We start from the raw sequence: 16129 nt of genomic DNA, 5'->3' as shown, positions 1-16129 counted from the left end.
CAATTATTTGCGCGCCAACCAACGTTGCGGGTCGGTCGCTTTACCCTTATATCGGATTGCGAAGTAGAGTCCAGGTTCCGAATTACCGCCGCTAAATCCGACAGTTGCGATGGTTTCGCCCTGCTCTACCCAATCACCTTGTGACTTTAACAGTGAGTCATTGTGTCCATACAGCGTGTGGTAGCCATCACCATGATCGATAATCGTCACCAAGCCATAACCGCGTAACGCGTCAGAAAACACCACCCGCCCATGGTGCACAGCTGAGACCGATGCACCTAACGCTGCACCAAACATCACACCATCATAGCGAATCCCTTGATCTAGCGAGCCGAAACGGCGTTTGACTCGACCAGAGACTGGCGCTTTCAATTTACCCTTCAGAGATTTGAAGGCTTGGTTGTTCACTGACAGCTTAGCCAGCGACACCGACTTTTCGATCTCAACTAGCAGTTTTTCCAACTGCTTTTGATCTTTTTTCAGCTGCGCAACCTTGGTTTTACCTTGCCCTACTTTTTTACGCAATGCTGCAAGCGCTTGTTTACGCGCTTTGCGCTGTTGCTCTTGCTCTGCAAGCTTGGACTGTAACGCATCCCGCTCCGCCACAATCGCAGCTTGTGTGGAGTCAATATTCGCGTTGGTTTGCTCTAAGGCAGTGAGCATCTTGCGGTACTCTAGCAACTGCTGTTGCTGGGCGCTGTTGAAGTAGTCGTAGTACTTCATCATACGCGACAACTCGTCAGGATCACGCTGGTTCAGTAGCATCAATAAACGAGGTTGCTGGCCGCGCTTATATTGCTCACGTATCGCCTCGTGTAACGCAGCTTGGCCAAGTGCGAGGTTTTTCTCGATACGCGCCTTGTCCGCTTCGTAGCCCGTTAAGTTACCCCGCAAGCCCGCTAGTTTTTGGTTCAACCGATAGACCGCTTTGCCCGTATCTCCGATACGTGCTTCAAGCGATTTCAGTGCAGCAGCCTCTTTGCTGAGAGCGGAACGGTCTTTCTTTAGACGCGCTTGGGCGCTGCGGATACTCTTTTTCAGCGTAGCTAGCTGGGCTTGGGTCGCTTGCTCTTTGCTCGCCGCGCTAACAGGCTCGCCAACACATAACAGCGCCGCGAGAAAACACACCGAAAAAAAAGGCCGCGTACGCGGCCATCGGACACGATTATTGCGTCTTAGCAAGGTTTTTGCCCGTCATCTCTTGCGGCTGCGGCAGCTCCATCAGGTGCAGTAACGTTGGCGCAAGGTCACATAGCGCACCGTCATCCAACGTCAATGTCGCCTTGCGTGGACCATCATAAATCAGCGCGACTGGGAAGGTGGTGTGCGCAGTATGCGGCTGCTCCGTTTTCGGGTCGCGCATCATCTCAACATTACCGTGATCTGCCGTGATCAGCGTCTCACCACCCACTTCAGCCATCGCCTCAAGTACGCGCGCAACACTTTGATCAACAGCTTCCACTGCTTTAACGGCCGCATCAAATACGCCAGTGTGACCCACCATATCGCCATTTGGATAGTTGCACACGATCAGGTCATATTTGCCGCTTTTGATTGCATCAACGAGCTTGTCTGTTAGCTCTGGCGCACTCATCTCAGGCTGCAAATCATAAGTCGCAACCGCTGGAGATGGCACTAAGATACGCTCTTCGCCCTCGTACACAGCTTCTTGGCCGCCGTTAAAGAAGAAGGTAACGTGGGCGTACTTCTCTGTTTCCGAGATACGTAACTGGGTTTTACCCTGCGCCGAAACAAACTCACCTAAATCATTGCTGATGGTTTGCGGCGGATACGCGCAAGAGGCCGGCATGTCTGCAGAGTACTCTGTCATCATCACGTAGTCCGCTAGTGCTGGTACAACCGCACGCTCAAAGCCATCAAAGTTTTGATCTGCTACGAAGGCTTGTGTGATCTCGCGGGCACGGTCTGGACGGAAATTGGCGAAGATCACCGCATCACCATCACGTACGCGGCCATCAACACCATCAATCGTAGTTGCGGGTACGAACTCGTCGTTTTCGTCGCGCTCATAAGCCGCTGCCAGTGCTGCGGTGCCAGACGCTGCCGAATGCGGAGCAATACCCTGCGTCATAGCATCATAGGCCTGCTGGACTCGATCCCAGCGCTGATCTCGGTCCATCGCATAGTAACGTCCAACAACCGTTGCGATACCGCCCAGACCAAGCTCTTCAAAAAGTGCTTGTGCTTTCGCTAGTGAGGGTTCAGCCGAGCGAGGTGGCATGTCTCGGCCATCTAAAATCGCGTGCAGATACACCTGCTTAGCGCCGCGCTTCGCTGCCATACGGATCAGCGCAAACATATGCTCCTCGTGGCTGTGTACACCGCCGGGTGACAGTAAGCCCATCACATGCACCGCGTTGTCAGTGGCGATCGCCTTATCCATTGCGGCCACCAGCGCCGCGTTCTCGTAAAACGAACCCTCTTCAATCGCTTTACCAATGCGCGATAGATTCTGATAAACGATGCGGCCTGCACCAATGTTCATATGGCCAACTTCTGAGTTGCCCATCTGTCCCTCTGGCAGGCCGACAGCAAGGCCCGAGGTTGCGATACGAGCTGTGGGGTTATTCGCTAGCAGCGCATCCCATGTTGGCGTATTCGCCGCTTCAATCGCGGAAGAAACTGTAGACTCAATACCAAAGCCGTCCAAGATAATCAGCGCTTTTGGGATACGCACGTTACTCATAGAAATAAAACCTGCTCATAGCTCGCTAAAGGAAGGCCGCCATTTTACTGATAATCACTCACATTGGCTAATTTCACACCAGTGCGAGCCAGTGCTCCCCTTATGCACAGCGCACGAGCATTGTATAATCTGCGCTCGAGTTTAACGATGCCAGCTCCGCGGCAGACTTTAGGAATCACAATGGAACAGTTTATTGAATTCGCGACTAATCACTTTATGCTCATTGCCGCATGGGTGCTCACCCTCGCTCTGCTGCTGTGGAATGAGAGCCAAAAGGCAGGAAAATCCGTTTCGCCCGCCATCGCAACTCAGCTAATCAACAAACAAGACGCCGTCATCGTTGATGTACGCACGAAGAAAGAGTGGGATACAGGCCACATTACAGCCTCGAAGCACATCCCGCTGGCAGACCTGCAACGCCGCGTATCTGAGCTGGAGAAGTTCAAAGCACGTCCCGTTGTAGTCGTGTGCAATATCGGCCAAACTGCGGGCAGCGCTACTAAGATGCTAAAAGCTGCTGGCTTTGAAAATGTCATGCGCCTACAAGGCGGCATCACAGAGTGGAAAGGCCAGAACTTGCCAATCGTAAAGAAGGCGTAAAGGATGAAGACGATAATCTACAGCTCAGACTACTGCCCGTTCTGCATGCGTGCTAAACAGCTGCTGCAGCACAAGGGTGTGCAGTTTGAAGAGATCAATGTGGATGGCAAACCTGATATTCGCGCGCAAATGATCGAGCGAGCAGGTATCCACACGGTACCCCAGATTTTTATCGGAGAGACTCACGTCGGTGGATGCGACGACCTCTTTGCGCTAGAACGCGCCGGTAAACTTGATAACCTTTTGAACCAAGAATAAGGACACAACAGCAATGGCTGAAAATGATCAGGCAGCTGCAGCAGAGCAGCCACAAGGCCCACAATTCTCAATCCAGCGCATCTACGTAAAAGATGTCTCTTTTGAGTCGCCAAACAGCCCACAGGTTTTCACTAAGCAGTGGTCACCAGAAGTGAATCTGGAGATGAACACGCGCACCACTCAACTGAGCCCAGAGCACTACGACGTTGTTCTGACGCTAACAGTCACAGTGAAAAACGAAGACGAAACAGCGTTCTTGGTTGAAGTACAGCAAGCAGGTATCTTCCATGTTGCCGGCATGAACGAGCAAGAGATGGGTCACACACTAGGCGCGTTCTGCCCTAACCTACTGTTCCCATACGCACGTGAAGCCGTTGATTCGCTGGTGACTAAAGCAAGCTTCCCTCCACTGATGCTAGCGCCAGTAAACTTCGACGCATTGTATGCGCAGCAATTAGCGCAGCAGCAAGCACAAGCGAGCGAGCAACACTAAGCCTCACTGTGCCAATAAAAAAACGGAGCCTAGGCTCCGTTTTTTTATTGCTCGATCACATCACTACTCAAGCCCAGTGGGTTTTTGCTTTGACCTTGCGGCAAGTGTTGCTGCACTCGGTTTCACTTTTCTATCCACCCAACGCACCAAATCATTCCACATTCGATCAATATCTTTGGGCTTAGGCATGATGCCCGCATAGGGTAGTTCGATCGTCATAACCGGTATCTTTTTGGTAAACCACGCGTAGTTACCAAGCGAGCCGGGATACGTACCAAGTTGGCGCAGGTAAAGAGGGCCCAATCGGCGCGGCGGCTTCACACTTGCACCATCAAAATCGAGAATGCCATGCGGTGCATGCACCGACACGATCACATCAGGGTGATACTCCTCAATAAGCTGGAACAACATCTGCGTTTCAGGCTCACTCAGAGGCGTTTCACCTGGGTAGTAACGGGCGCGCTTTTTCGCACGGGTTTTCCAATGTTTTAAAGCGTTGGGAAAGCCCTTGGCAGGCTCAAAGTTGCGATTGAGATCAACATTATGCGCATTGACGCGGGTCGATTTTTTGCGCAGCAACCCATCTGGATTCACCAATGGAAAAAAGAGCCAGTCGTAGCGGCCACTATGGTGTGCCGAAATTGTATTCAGCCATTTGAACGTGACACTCACGCTAGAGTACTCATCGCCGTGAATACCGCCAATAAATAGTACACGCGGCGCGTCTGACTCTTCTGCCAAAAAGCGCTTCTCAAGCATCGCTCGACCATTCACCGAGAAAAACCGCGGCTGAGCAAAACCAAGCGCCAAGCACTCTTTCTCACTAACGCTCGAGAGCTTCTTACCAACCGCAGCACAAACCCCCGCAACGGTATTGTCAGCATAGAGGGGCTGCCAAGTTAGTGTCAGCAATGCGGCAACTGCGAGTCGGCGGCCTATCGATGAACAAAACACTAGTCGACCGAGCCTTCGTAACCAAGCTGTCGCCACGCCTCATAAACCACGATGGCGCAGGCGTTAGATAAATTAAGGCTGCGGCTTTGCGCCCCCATCGGCAACTTCACGCGCTGCTCCGCGGGCAAACTATTACGCACATCCGCTGGTAAACCCCGTGTTTCTGGCCCGAACAGCAGGACATCGCCGGGCTTAAATACCACATCAGAGTGGTACACCGTGCCCTTGGTGGTCAGTGCCCAAACATGCTCAGGTTGAAGTTGCGCAAGGCAAGCGTCCAATGATGCATGGACTTGCAGGTTAGCAAACTCATGATAGTCCAACCCCGCACGGCGCAGTTTCTTATCATCGATATCAAAGCCTAACGGCTCAACCAAGTGCAGATTGAAACCGGTGTTGGCACACAGCCGAATGATATTCCCAGTATTGGGCGGGATCTCGGGCTCATATAGAACAACGTTTAACATTAACCACCTGCGCGTTTTTAGAAACAGGCGATAGTATAAAGATTACGCGCCGAAATTCACTCATCATCAGGGCTATCAAAGACTAAATCGAGTTCCTTAATCTTCCGAGTTAAGGTATTACGCCCCCAACCGAGTAGTTCGGAAGCATCACGGCGACGGCCACCAGTATGTTTGAGCGCCGCTTCAATCATGATGCGCTCGAAAGCGGGTACAGCAGTTTCCAACAACCCGCTCCCGCCGGTCGCTAATTGCTGTTCTGCCCAGTTGCGCAAGGACTGCTCCCAATTTCCCGTGGTGGTATCACCTGCCGCCTGCTGCTCGGAGAGCTCCAGTGGCATATCCGCAATAAGCACTTCGCGCCCCGATGCCATCACAGTCAGCCAACGGCATGTATTCTCAAGCTGACGCACATTGCCAGGCCACGCCAGCCCTTTCATATAGGCTTCGGTTTCTGGGCGCAGCACCTTAGGCTCAACATCCAACTCTTCGGCAGAGCGCATCAGGAAGTGGCGTGCCAGTTTAGGAATATCCTCTTTGCGATCAGCCAATTTAGGGATGTGAATGCGGATTACGTTTAAGCGATGGAAAAGGTCTTCCCGAAAACGCCCGCTTGTTACCAGCCCCTCTAAATCTTGATGGGTGGCTGCAATGATACGCACATCCACCTTCACTGGGGTGTGCCCACCCACACGGTAGAACTCGCCATCGGCTAATACGCGTAATAAGCGCGTTTGTGTATCCGCAGGCATATCACCGATCTCATCAAGAAACAGCGTGCCACCATCCGCCTGCTCAAAACGGCCTCGGCGCGCTGCGGTTGCGCCGGTAAAAGCACCTTTTTCATGACCAAATAACTCAGATTCAATCAGGTCTTTTGGAATCGCGGCCATATTCAGCGGAATGAAAGGGGCTTGTGCCCGCGGGCTATGGCGGTGCAAAGCGTGCGCGACAAGTTCTTTACCCGTTCCTGACTCGCCATTAATGAGCACTGTAATATTAGATTGCGATAACCGCCCAATCGCACGAAAAACCTCCTGCATCGCGGGCGCTTCACCAATAATTTCGGCGTTATCGAGTGTGTCCTCAGCTGCGGCATTGCTGCGTTTTTCATGGGCATGCTCGACGGCGCGCTGCACAAGACTCACAGCTTCGTCCACATCAAACGGCTTAGGTAGATACTCAAATGCGCCGCCTTGGTAGGAGGCGACGGCACTATCCAGATCTGAATGCGCCGTCATGATGATGATGGGTAGATCAGGGTGTGAGGTGTGCAACTGCTCGAGCATCGCTAACCCATCAGTGCCCGGCATACGAATATCACTCACAATGGCATCGGGCACTTGGGTTTCAAGCTGCTTGATCACCGCATCAGCCGTTTCAAATGCATTGACCTGCACACCACTTTTAGAGAGGGCACGATCCAGCACCCAGCGAATCGAGCGGTCGTCATCGACAATCCAAACATTTCCGTTAGTTTTCATCGTTTCTCTCCAGAGGAATAAGTAGCGTAAAGCAGGTGTGGCCCGGTTCACTATGACACTCGATTAAGCCGTGATGCTGGCTGATGATCGATTGTGCGATGGATAAGCCGAGCCCTGTCCCTTCAGCGCGGCCACTGATCATCGGGAAGAAGATGTTCTTAACCATCTCCTCCGGGATGCCAGGGCCGTTATCAATGATCTCTATACAGCACACCAAACGATGCGATTCTGCACTGAGCGTCACTTGGCGGCGTGTACGCGTGCGCAGCTTTAGCACAGGTGCAGGGATATCATTTTCCAGCATCGCCTGCACTGCGTTGCGCACAACATTTAAAACAGCCTGTATGAGCTGCTCATTATCGCCAAGCAGCTCAGGAATACTGGGGTCATAGTCACGCTCAATTATGACCTGCCCGGTGACTTCCGCCTTCACAATTGTGCAGACGCGCTCCAACACCGAGTGCACATTCAATGGTTGGCGCTGCGCGATTTTATGCGAGCCCAAAAGGCGATCAACTAGGTTACGTAAGCGATCTGCTTCTTCGATGATCACCTGTGTGTATTCATGCAGTTCAGGATCATCTAACTCCGCTTCTAGCAGCTGTGCAGCGCCGCGAATCCCACCCAAAGGATTTTTGATTTCATGCGCCATACCACGAACAAGGTTACGCGTCGTTTCATGGCGCATGAGCATCTCTTTCTCTTGCTCAATACGGCGTAAACGATCGCGTGCTTGCAGTTCAACCAAGAGAAACGGCTGACCGTGCTCGTGAATGCAACTAACGCTGTAATCCACTGTAAGAGTATCGCCCGCAGAACTGATGATTTCGGCTTCTCGTCGTGTGTAGGCATGACCGCTCTCGAGCGTCGCCTGCATAGCGTCCAACTCAGCAGGGTTGAGCGCGATCCAGTCGGTGATCGATGCGCTCTGCATACGCCGCAATGTGGCTGCTAGCAACATTTCAGCCGAGGAGTTCATGTACTGAATACTGAGCGAACTATCGAGCAAGATCACACTGCTTGCTTGATTATCGAGTAGTTGCTTAGTCATCGTAGACGTCAACATACGTATTCTCTTACTCACTGTTTGACTGAATAATTTCAGGCCGCTCACCGTCGCAGGTTCTCTAAGCAACAGCAGCATCTATGCAATAGCGCCTATCTGAAAGTAACTGCAAAAAAGAAGCCAACTCATGCAGCTCCTCCAAGCGCCCAAAATACGAACCTTTGCAGCGCACGGTGCGCTCAAACACCGCACCGAAGCGCACCAATATCGCTCACGCAACCTATATGCACCATTATAGTGCACATAATAAAAACTGCTGTTACGGGCCGCTATCTGCGGGAAACAAAAAAGCCTCCCGAAGGAGGCTTTTTCTATTAGCAACGCTTATACAGAGTAGTACAGGTCGTACTCAACTGGGTGAGTCGTTTGGTTCACTTTGTCAGACTCTTCTTGCTTCAATGCAATGTATGCATCGATCATGTCGTCAGTGAATACACCGCCTTTCGTCAAGAATTCACGGTCTGCATCCAGCGCAGCCAGCGCTTCTTCTAGAGACGCAGCGACTTGTGGGATTTCAGCCGCTTCTTCTGGTGGCAGGTCGTACAGATCTTTATCTGCAGCATCACCAGGGTGGATCTTGTTCTGGATACCGTCTAGACCCGCCATCATCAATGCCGCGAAGCACAGGTATGGGTTAGCAATTGGATCAGGGAAGCGTGTCTCAATACGACGAGCTTTAGGGTTCGTTACGTAAGGGATACGGATAGAAGCCGAACGGTTACGCGCAGAGTAAGCTAGCATAACTGGCGCTTCGAAACCTGGGATCAAACGCTTGTAAGAGTTTGTACCTGGGTTAGTCAGAGCGTTAAGTGCTTTAGCGTGCTTGATGATACCGCCGATGTAGTAAAGCGCCATCTCTGACATACCTGCGTATGCATCACCAGAGAACAGGTTAACACCATCTTTAGATAGTGACTGGTGAACGTGCATACCAGAACCGTTGTCACCAACGATTGGTTTAGGCATGAATGTCGCAGTTTTACCATATGCGTGTGCAACGTTGTGTACACAGTATTTCAGTACTTGAACTTCGTCAGCCTTGTTAACCAACGTGTTTGCACCAGCACCGATCTCACACTGGCCCGCTGTCGCTACTTCGTGGTGGTGTACTTCTACATCCAAGCCCATCGCAGTCATCGCGTTACACATGTTGCCACGCAGATCGTGTAGAGAGTCAACTGGTGGTACTGGGAAGTAACCGCCTTTAACACGTGGACGGTGACCTGTGTTACCGCCTTCAAACTTGTGGTTAGAGGACCATGCCGCTTCTTCTGAAGACACAGAGAAGCCGCAGCCGCTCATGTCGTTGTGGAAATGTACTTCGTCGAATACGAAGAATTCTGGCTCTGGACCGAACATCGCTGTATCAGCAATACCTGTAGACTTCAGGTACTCTTCTGCGCGCTTCGCTACAGAACGTGGGTCACGCTCGTAACCTTGGCCAGTCGCTGGCTCAACGATGTCACAGCGAACAATAACAGTAGACTCTTCAGCGAACGGGTCTAGAACAGATGCGCTGTCGTCTGGAAGCAGGATCATGTCAGACTCGTTGATGCCTTTCCATCCAGCGATAGAAGAACCGTCGAACATTTTACCTTCTTCAAAGAAGTCGTCACCCATCTGATGAACAGGGATAGTAACGTGCTGCTCTTTACCTTTCGTGTCAGTGAATCGCATATCAACCCACTTAACATCGTTCTCTTCGATTAACTTCAGAGTGATCTCTGACATTTCGCTATCTCCACTTTTCGTATTTGTCAGACACGTTCAAGACGGTCCTGAAATCTGTGATTTAAACGTTAATAGTCTATTAGCAACCACTGTGCCAACTCTAAAGCAACGCTAAATCAAACACTTACAACGAGCACACTCAAAACATCGCACCAAAACGATGCTTAAAAGCTATAACGCGCACCAAAAAAGTGCATTAAGCGCTCATTTGCGGGGCACACTTTGGCATGATACTCCAAGCGCAAACAAATAACTTCTCAATACAAGGTCTAAGTCGCTAAGTATTGATTCTCGTTCTGACACAAAGACGCAATAAATTGGTGATGAAATGAACAGACCGCTGGGCTTGTGAGGCAATGATCCGCTATAATGCGGCGCATCTTAAACCCTACCGCAAAACACGCTGTGCACCATTGAAGGTCAGTGATGCACGGGTAACCTGCAAAAGAAAAGTCAGAACACTATTTATGATCGACAATATCGCTAACTTGCGAAACATCGCTATTATCGCGCACGTTGACCACGGCAAAACGACGCTGGTTGATAAGCTTCTCCAACAGTCCGGTACTCTCGGCCGCCGCGATGAAGGCTCTGAGCGCATCATGGACTCCAACGACCAAGAGAAAGAGCGCGGAATTACTATTCTTGCGAAGAATACGGCGATCGAGTGGAACGGTTACCATATCAATATCGTAGACACACCGGGACACGCTGACTTCGGTGGTGAGGTAGAGCGCGTTCTTTCTATGGTTGACTGCGTACTGCTATTGGTAGATGCCGTCGATGGTCCAATGCCACAAACACGCTTCGTAACCCAGAAAGCGTTCGACCAAGGCCTACGCCCTATCGTTGTGGTGAACAAGGTAGACCGTCCAGGCGCGAACCCAGATGCTGCCATCGATAAAGTTTTCGACCTTTTCGACTCGCTTGGCGCTAGCGATGAGCAACTCGACTTCCCTGTTATCTATGCCTCTGCACTGAACGGTATCGCTGGTACTGATCATGAAGACATGGCCGAAGATATGACGCCGCTGTTCGAAGCGATTGTTGATCACGTAAGTCACCCTGACGTTGACGTTGATGGCCCATTCCAGATGCAAGTATCTGCACTGGACTACAACAGCTATGTTGGTGTTATCGGTGTGGGCCGTGTGAAGCGCGGTAAAGCGAACCTCAATCACCCGGTTAAAATCATCGATAGTGAAGGCAACATCCGCAGCGGCCGTATCCAAAAGATCATGGGTTATTTAGGCCTTGAGCGTGTTGATGTGGACTCTGCACGCGCTGGTGACATCATCTGTGTAACCGGTATCGATGAGCTAAACATCTCCGATACGTTGTGTGATGCAGATGCTGTTGAAGCACTGCCTGCGCTGTCTGTTGATGAGCCAACCGTATCGATGACGTTCCAGGTGAATGACTCTCCATTTGCTGGGCAAGATGGCAAGTTTGTTACCAGTCGTAACATCAAGGACCGCCTTGACCGTGAGCTGATCCACAACGTTGCACTGCGCGTTGAAGAGGGAGACTCTCCTGAGAAATTCCGCGTATCGGGTCGTGGTGAGCTGCACTTGTCAGTATTGATCGAAACCATGCGTCGCGAAGGTTTCGAGCTGGGTGTTTCTCGTCCAGAAGTTATCCAACGTGAAGTTGATGGTGAAATCCACGAGCCGTACGAAGTCGTAATGATCGACGTGGAAGAGGAGCACCAAGGTGCGATCATCGAAGAGCTAGGTAAGCGCAAAGGTGATATGACTAACATGGAGGTTGATTCCTCCGGCCGTATCCGCCTGACATTCCTGATTCCATCACGTGGTTTGATCGGTTTCCGTAGCCAGTTCCTGACGATGACTTCAGGTACCGGTATCATGACATCCGTTTTCGACCACTACGGTCCAGTGAAAGAAGGCGAAGTTGTTTTCCGTAACAACGGTGTATTGGTATCCATGGTCACAGGTAAAGCATTGGGCTACTCACTCTTCAACTTGCAAGAGCGTGGCCGTCTATGTATTGGCCCGAACATCGAAGTCTACGAAGGCATGATTCTGGGTATCCACAGCCGTAGCAACGACCTAGCCGTTAATCCAATTAAGGGTAAGCAGCTAACTAACGTGCGTGCGTCTGGTACTGACGAAAACATTCAGTTGACGCCGCCGATTCGCTTTACACTAGAGCAAGCCCTCGACTTCATTGAAGATGATGAGCTCGTTGAAGTAACGCCAAACCATATCCGTTTGCGTAAGAAGCTCCTCACTGAGAACGAGCGTAAGCGCGCCTCACGTGCTGCAAAATAATACGCACAAGAGAGTATGAGAAAGCGGCCAATGGGCCGCTTTTTTTACGTCTAGACATAGCGCCTGACCTTCGCTGCACCCTATACTTTAGCTGTACTTAGGAAAAGGAAGACACACCATGCGCCCGCTATACCCTGCAATTCAGCCATATAAAACACATGCACTCGAAGTGGGTGGAGAACACACCCTGTACGTTGAAGAGAGCGGTAATGCAGAGGGCTTACCTGTACTGTTTGTACATGGCGGCCCCGGCGGCTCAACTAACGGCGACCTGCGTAGCTTCTTTAACCCAGAGAAGTACCGCATCATTTTGTTTGATCAGCGCGGCTGCGGGCGCTCACAGCCACATGCATCTCTGCAAGAGAACACAACGGCACACCTAATCGAAGATATGGAACACATTCGCACTCACCTAGGTGTGGATGAGTGGCTACTATTTGGCGGTTCTTGGGGCGCTACGTTAGCGCTTCTATATGCTCAAGCACATACCGGGCGAACTTTGGGCCTGATCCTGAGAGGCGTCTTTCTGGCGCGCCAGCAAGATATTCACTGGCTATATCAAGAGGGTGCAAGCCGCATATTCCCCGACTACTGGCAAGACTTCCTCACGCCTATTCCAGCAGGGGAGCAACACAACTTACTGCACGCCTATCATCAGCGGCTCACCTCGGAAAATGAACTTCAACGTATGGCAGCCGCAAAGGCTTGGTCTGTATGGGAGGGACGCTGCTCTACGCTCGCACCCAATCCAGATGCGATGTCACACTACTCTGATCCGCATCTTGCGCTAGCAATGGCTCGACTAGAGACACACTATTTCGTTAACCATTGTTTTATCAGTGAGAATCAGATCCTAACGCAAGCCGATAAGATCAGCGGGCTTCCCATCACCATTGTGCATGGTCGCTATGATATGGTCTGCCCTGTCGAACAAGCATACGCGCTCTATCAAGCGCTACCGCACTCGCAACTGCACATCGTTCGGGATGCAGGACATTCAGTGTTCGAACCCGGCATCATAGATAACTTAGTACGAGCTACCGATGCTTTTGCCGCCACGGAGGCTTAAACGGAGAACGAATGAAGGGCTTAATACAACGCGTTAAACACGCCAGCGTCGTCGTTGATGGGGAAACCATTGGTGCTATCGACCACGGCATTTTACTGCTACTCGGTGTCGAGAAGCACGATACTACCGCACAAGCCGATAAGCTGTTAAAGAAAATTCTCGGTTACCGTATTTTCGGTGATGACACCGGACGCATGAACCTGAATCTACAACAAGTGGGAGGTGGCCTGCTGGTTGTCTCCCAGTTCACGTTGGTAGCGGATACCGCTAAAGGTCTACGCCCCGGCTTTTCTAACGGCGCAACGCCGGAAAAAGGCCAAGAGCTCTACGATTACTTTGTTGCAGCCGCGCAAAAAAGTCACGACCCTGTCGCCACCGGCAAGTTTGGCGCTGATATGAAAGTCAGTTTGCTGAATGATGGCCCAGTTACTTTTCTTCTTGAAGCATCCGCTGAGCGCTAAGCTCAGCAAGCTTTGTGCGTGCTGCAGCCATTTTTTCTGATAGATCTAATTGTCTGCGCGATGCATAGTAAGCAGCATTGAAAAGGTCAAAATAGGCGTTGAGTGCCGCTGCGCTGTCTCGGTCACCTAAGTCCTCGAGAACCGCAGCGGCAACCTCTGCTGTGGAGAGATGATGAGAGGCAGCAGCTTGGCGCAAATCATAACGAGACTCACGTCCAGGTAGCGGCTCTATCGCCGGCAGCTCATCCAGATAGCGACTCAAGCGAAACATCCGTCTTGCTTGACGCCATGTACCATCGAGTAAGATCAACGCGGGTTTCTTGCCACTGGCTGCCAACTGCTGAGCAGACACCATCCGATCTTCATAGCCTTCGCCAGCGGGAAAGACGATACAAGGCTGATACGCCGTATTTTGTAACAGCGCCAAAAAGTGCGGATCAGGTTCAGTACGGGACCATGTTAAAAGCTGACTGTCCGCAATGGCATCCAGAACGAGCCTGCCCGTGTTAGTTGGCTTATAAACCTCGTTATGGTGGGTCATCAGCCAAAAGGTTGCTTGGGCACTCATATTAGGTTTTGCATCGCACAAGCATAGGTCGCTGGATACAAAGCAATCAGCACAACGCTCAATACGAGAGCCTCGTGCAACAAAGGGTTTACGGGGAGCGTTACGGTCAAACACAATCAGCTATCAGCAGAAAAATTTCGGCCATAATAGCGAATCAACCGCCGGTTGTATTCATAAAGCGAACGATATCGACTGCACCATCCGTCGTGAAGTGGTGCTTTTCAGGCTTACGGGTGATCGCCTGACGAATAACCCTTTTCAAGTGTTCAATATCACCGGGGCGTTCACGCAGCTCTGCTTTTAAATCGACCGAGTTTTCATTTCCAAGACATAACAGTAACCGCCCCTCAACGGTCACACGCACTCGGTTACACTCACCACAAAAGTTGTGACTATGAGGTGAAATAAAACCTACGCGGGTAGCTGAGCCAGCTACTTGCCAATACTTGGATGGCCCGCCTGTTACGTAGTCCGACGGCGTCAATTGATACGCTTGTTCAATGATATCTCTAACATCATCACTGGAGCAGAAGGTAGCTGCTCGGTCATGCTCATTAATATGTCCAAGCGGCATCTCTTCAATAAAGGATATATCGATGCCACGCGCAATCGCGAATTCTAGCAACGGAATCACCTCGTGGTCGTTACGCCCTTTGAGGATCACAGCATTTAACTTCATGCGCTTGAACGGATGCCGACACGCCGCATCAATCCCACGTAGCACCTGCTCAAGCTTACCGGTACGAGTTAGCTCTTTGAATAATAACGGATTCAGTGTATCAAGACTGATATTCAAGCGAGTCATACCTGCTTGATAGAGAGTGGCGGCAAAGCGCTCTAACTGGGAACCGTTTGTCGTTAAGCAAAAGTCAGCCAGTCCGGGTAAAGCCCCGATTTGAACTAACAGATCGTCCACACCCCGCCTCACAAGCGGCTCGCCTCCCGTTAGCCTAATCTTGTTCACGCCCATCTCAGTAAAAGCCTGGGCAACAAAATAGATCTCTTCGAGCGACAGCACCTCCTCCTTTGGCAGAAACGTCATTACCTCATCCATACAGTACACGCAACGGAAGTCACATCGATCGGTAACAGACATACGAACGTAAGTAATTTTGCGCCCAAAAGGATCTATAAGGGGTTCTGACATGGTACTAACTATCCCAACAATCGACCTGTTGATAGTACGCCAGACACGATAAAAAGCCACTCCTAAACATTATCGTAACTAGACAATAGATTTAGCAGAAATCGTCCGGAGTATTGAGGTTTCGAAATGCGCTTTGCTGCCCAACGATTTGGACAACCTCACAATTCTGGCTAAATTGCCAAGAGGCCACCTTCCGGCCACCTTCGCTGAGAAAGCGCTCTAAACTGGGGAGTGTACGCTTATGCACTAGGCAAACAAGCGGCTGTAAACGTACTTCATCATGAGCAACAACAACATTGGCATCAAGATGAGTGTGGGACGCAGCAATCAATGCCTCAATAATCGCATTAGACAAGTAAGGAGTATCGCAAGGCAGAAATAGGTTCCACTCTGTAGTGGAGTGTTGAAGCGCGGTTGCCATCGCCACTAAAGGCCCCTCGTAGCCGGCATCTTTGTCTGTGTAAACAAAGTGCGCAAACTGCTCATAGGCGGATAGTGAGCGGTTAGCAATTATGACCGTGGCATCTACATAGGGCTTAATAAGCTCAACTGCATACTGAACGAGAGGTGCGCCGTCGAGTTCCATTAACCCTTTATCAACACCACCCACTCTAAGCCCCATACCTCCAGCAAGAATGACACCTGTTAACGGACGCTGCTTCATCGATTTACCTTAAGCCCCTAATACCACACTCAGTTTATACACTAAGCGTTTTGACACCCACTTTATTTTTTCTAGACAATATAAAAAGCCCTGACCGTTACCGATCAGGGCTTCCTAATTAAAAGCTTGGCGATGTCCTACTCTCACATGGGGAAACCCCACACTACCA

At 50.9% G+C, this 16129-nt stretch carries 16 protein-coding genes; 6 read left to right on the top strand and 10 right to left on the bottom strand.

Features of this window, described 5'->3' with window-relative positions; translation table 11 throughout:
* Positions 1-3: 3 nt before the first annotated feature.
* Both EOE65_RS17410 and gpmI read right to left on the bottom strand, forming a co-directional pair.
* A complete protein-coding gene (locus EOE65_RS17410; protein ID WP_127696111.1) occupies positions 4-1128 on the bottom strand; it encodes a murein hydrolase activator EnvC family protein in 1125 nt (374 codons plus the stop codon).
* Positions 1129-1165: 37 nt separating this feature from the next.
* Positions 1166-2707, bottom strand: a complete 1542-nt coding sequence (gene gpmI / locus EOE65_RS17405) for a 2,3-bisphosphoglycerate-independent phosphoglycerate mutase (RefSeq protein WP_127696109.1) — start codon at positions 2705-2707, stop codon at positions 1166-1168.
* Between the two features lie 180 nt (positions 2708-2887).
* Here gpmI and EOE65_RS17400 point away from each other — a divergent pair, with 180 nt between their 5' ends.
* The 3 genes from EOE65_RS17400 to secB are packed head-to-tail and all read left to right on the top strand — an operon-like array spanning position 2888 to position 4058.
* Entirely contained in the window at positions 2888-3307 is a 420-nt protein-coding gene (locus EOE65_RS17400) for a rhodanese-like domain-containing protein (RefSeq protein ID WP_127696107.1), read from the top strand.
* Between the two features lie 3 nt (positions 3308-3310).
* Positions 3311-3565, top strand: a complete 255-nt coding sequence (grxC, locus tag EOE65_RS17395; RefSeq protein WP_127696105.1) for a glutaredoxin 3 — start codon at positions 3311-3313, stop codon at positions 3563-3565.
* Between the two features lie 13 nt (positions 3566-3578).
* Positions 3579-4058 (top strand): protein-export chaperone SecB, encoded by a 480-nt coding sequence (secB, locus tag EOE65_RS17390; protein WP_127696103.1) that lies wholly within the window; start codon positions 3579-3581, stop codon positions 4056-4058.
* A 63-nt stretch (positions 4059-4121) separates the two neighbouring features.
* Here secB and EOE65_RS17385 read toward each other — a convergent pair whose 3' ends face one another.
* The 5 genes from EOE65_RS17385 to glnA all read right to left on the bottom strand — a co-directional run bounded on the left by EOE65_RS17385 (position 4122) and on the right by glnA (position 9757).
* Complete coding sequence (locus EOE65_RS17385; protein WP_240657033.1) at positions 4122-4970, bottom strand: M14 family zinc carboxypeptidase; 849 nt, start codon at positions 4968-4970, stop codon at positions 4122-4124.
* 41 nt (positions 4971-5011) lie between these two features.
* On the bottom strand, positions 5012-5479 hold the full coding sequence (gene trmL, locus EOE65_RS17380; protein WP_127696100.1) for a tRNA (uridine(34)/cytosine(34)/5-carboxymethylaminomethyluridine(34)-2'-O)-methyltransferase TrmL: 468 nt from the start codon (positions 5477-5479) through the stop codon (positions 5012-5014).
* Positions 5480-5535: 56 nt separating this feature from the next.
* The gene (ntrC, locus tag EOE65_RS17375) at positions 5536-6960 is read right to left on the bottom strand and encodes a nitrogen regulation protein NR(I) (protein ID WP_127696098.1); all 1425 of its coding nucleotides are present in this window, start codon (positions 6958-6960) and stop codon (positions 5536-5538) included.
* Positions 6950-8026 carry a nitrogen regulation protein NR(II) gene (gene glnL / locus EOE65_RS17370; RefSeq protein WP_127696096.1) on the bottom strand — a complete coding sequence of 359 codons (1077 nt, stop codon included), beginning with the start codon at positions 8024-8026 and terminating at the stop codon, positions 6950-6952. The genes ntrC and glnL overlap by 11 nt, the downstream gene beginning before the upstream one ends.
* Positions 8027-8350: 324 nt before the next feature.
* Complete coding sequence (gene glnA, locus EOE65_RS17365) at positions 8351-9757, bottom strand: glutamate--ammonia ligase (RefSeq protein ID WP_127696094.1); 1407 nt, start codon at positions 9755-9757, stop codon at positions 8351-8353.
* Positions 9758-10224: 467 nt separating this feature from the next.
* Between glnA and typA the strand changes: the two genes are divergently transcribed.
* From typA to dtd, 3 genes are all read left to right on the top strand, one after another.
* Entirely contained in the window at positions 10225-12051 is a 1827-nt protein-coding gene (gene typA, locus EOE65_RS17360; RefSeq protein WP_127696157.1) for a translational GTPase TypA, read from the top strand.
* Positions 12052-12169: 118 nt separating this feature from the next.
* On the top strand, positions 12170-13120 hold the full coding sequence (pip, locus tag EOE65_RS17355; RefSeq protein WP_127696092.1) for a prolyl aminopeptidase: 951 nt from the start codon (positions 12170-12172) through the stop codon (positions 13118-13120).
* Between the two features lie 11 nt (positions 13121-13131).
* Entirely contained in the window at positions 13132-13581 is a 450-nt protein-coding gene (gene dtd, locus EOE65_RS17350) for a D-aminoacyl-tRNA deacylase (protein WP_127696090.1), read from the top strand.
* Here the strand turns inward: dtd and EOE65_RS17345 are convergent.
* From EOE65_RS17345 to mobA, 3 genes are all read right to left on the bottom strand, one after another.
* A complete protein-coding gene (locus tag EOE65_RS17345; protein ID WP_127696088.1) occupies positions 13547-14263 on the bottom strand; it encodes a tRNA-uridine aminocarboxypropyltransferase in 717 nt (238 codons plus the stop codon). The genes dtd and EOE65_RS17345 overlap by 35 nt on opposite strands.
* 40 nt (positions 14264-14303) lie before the next feature.
* A complete protein-coding gene (moaA, locus tag EOE65_RS17340) occupies positions 14304-15296 on the bottom strand; it encodes a GTP 3',8-cyclase MoaA (RefSeq protein WP_127696086.1) in 993 nt (330 codons plus the stop codon).
* A 91-nt stretch (positions 15297-15387) separates the two neighbouring features.
* Positions 15388-15960, bottom strand: a complete 573-nt coding sequence (gene mobA / locus EOE65_RS17335; RefSeq protein ID WP_127696084.1) for a molybdenum cofactor guanylyltransferase MobA — start codon at positions 15958-15960, stop codon at positions 15388-15390.
* Positions 15961-16129 lie beyond the last annotated feature (169 nt).

The sequence above is a fragment of the Neptunomonas marina genome, from assembly GCF_004005935.1.
GTDB lineage: Bacteria > Pseudomonadota > Gammaproteobacteria > Pseudomonadales > Balneatricaceae > Neptunomonas > Neptunomonas marina.
This window is presented reverse-complemented; position numbering and strand designations above follow the sequence as displayed.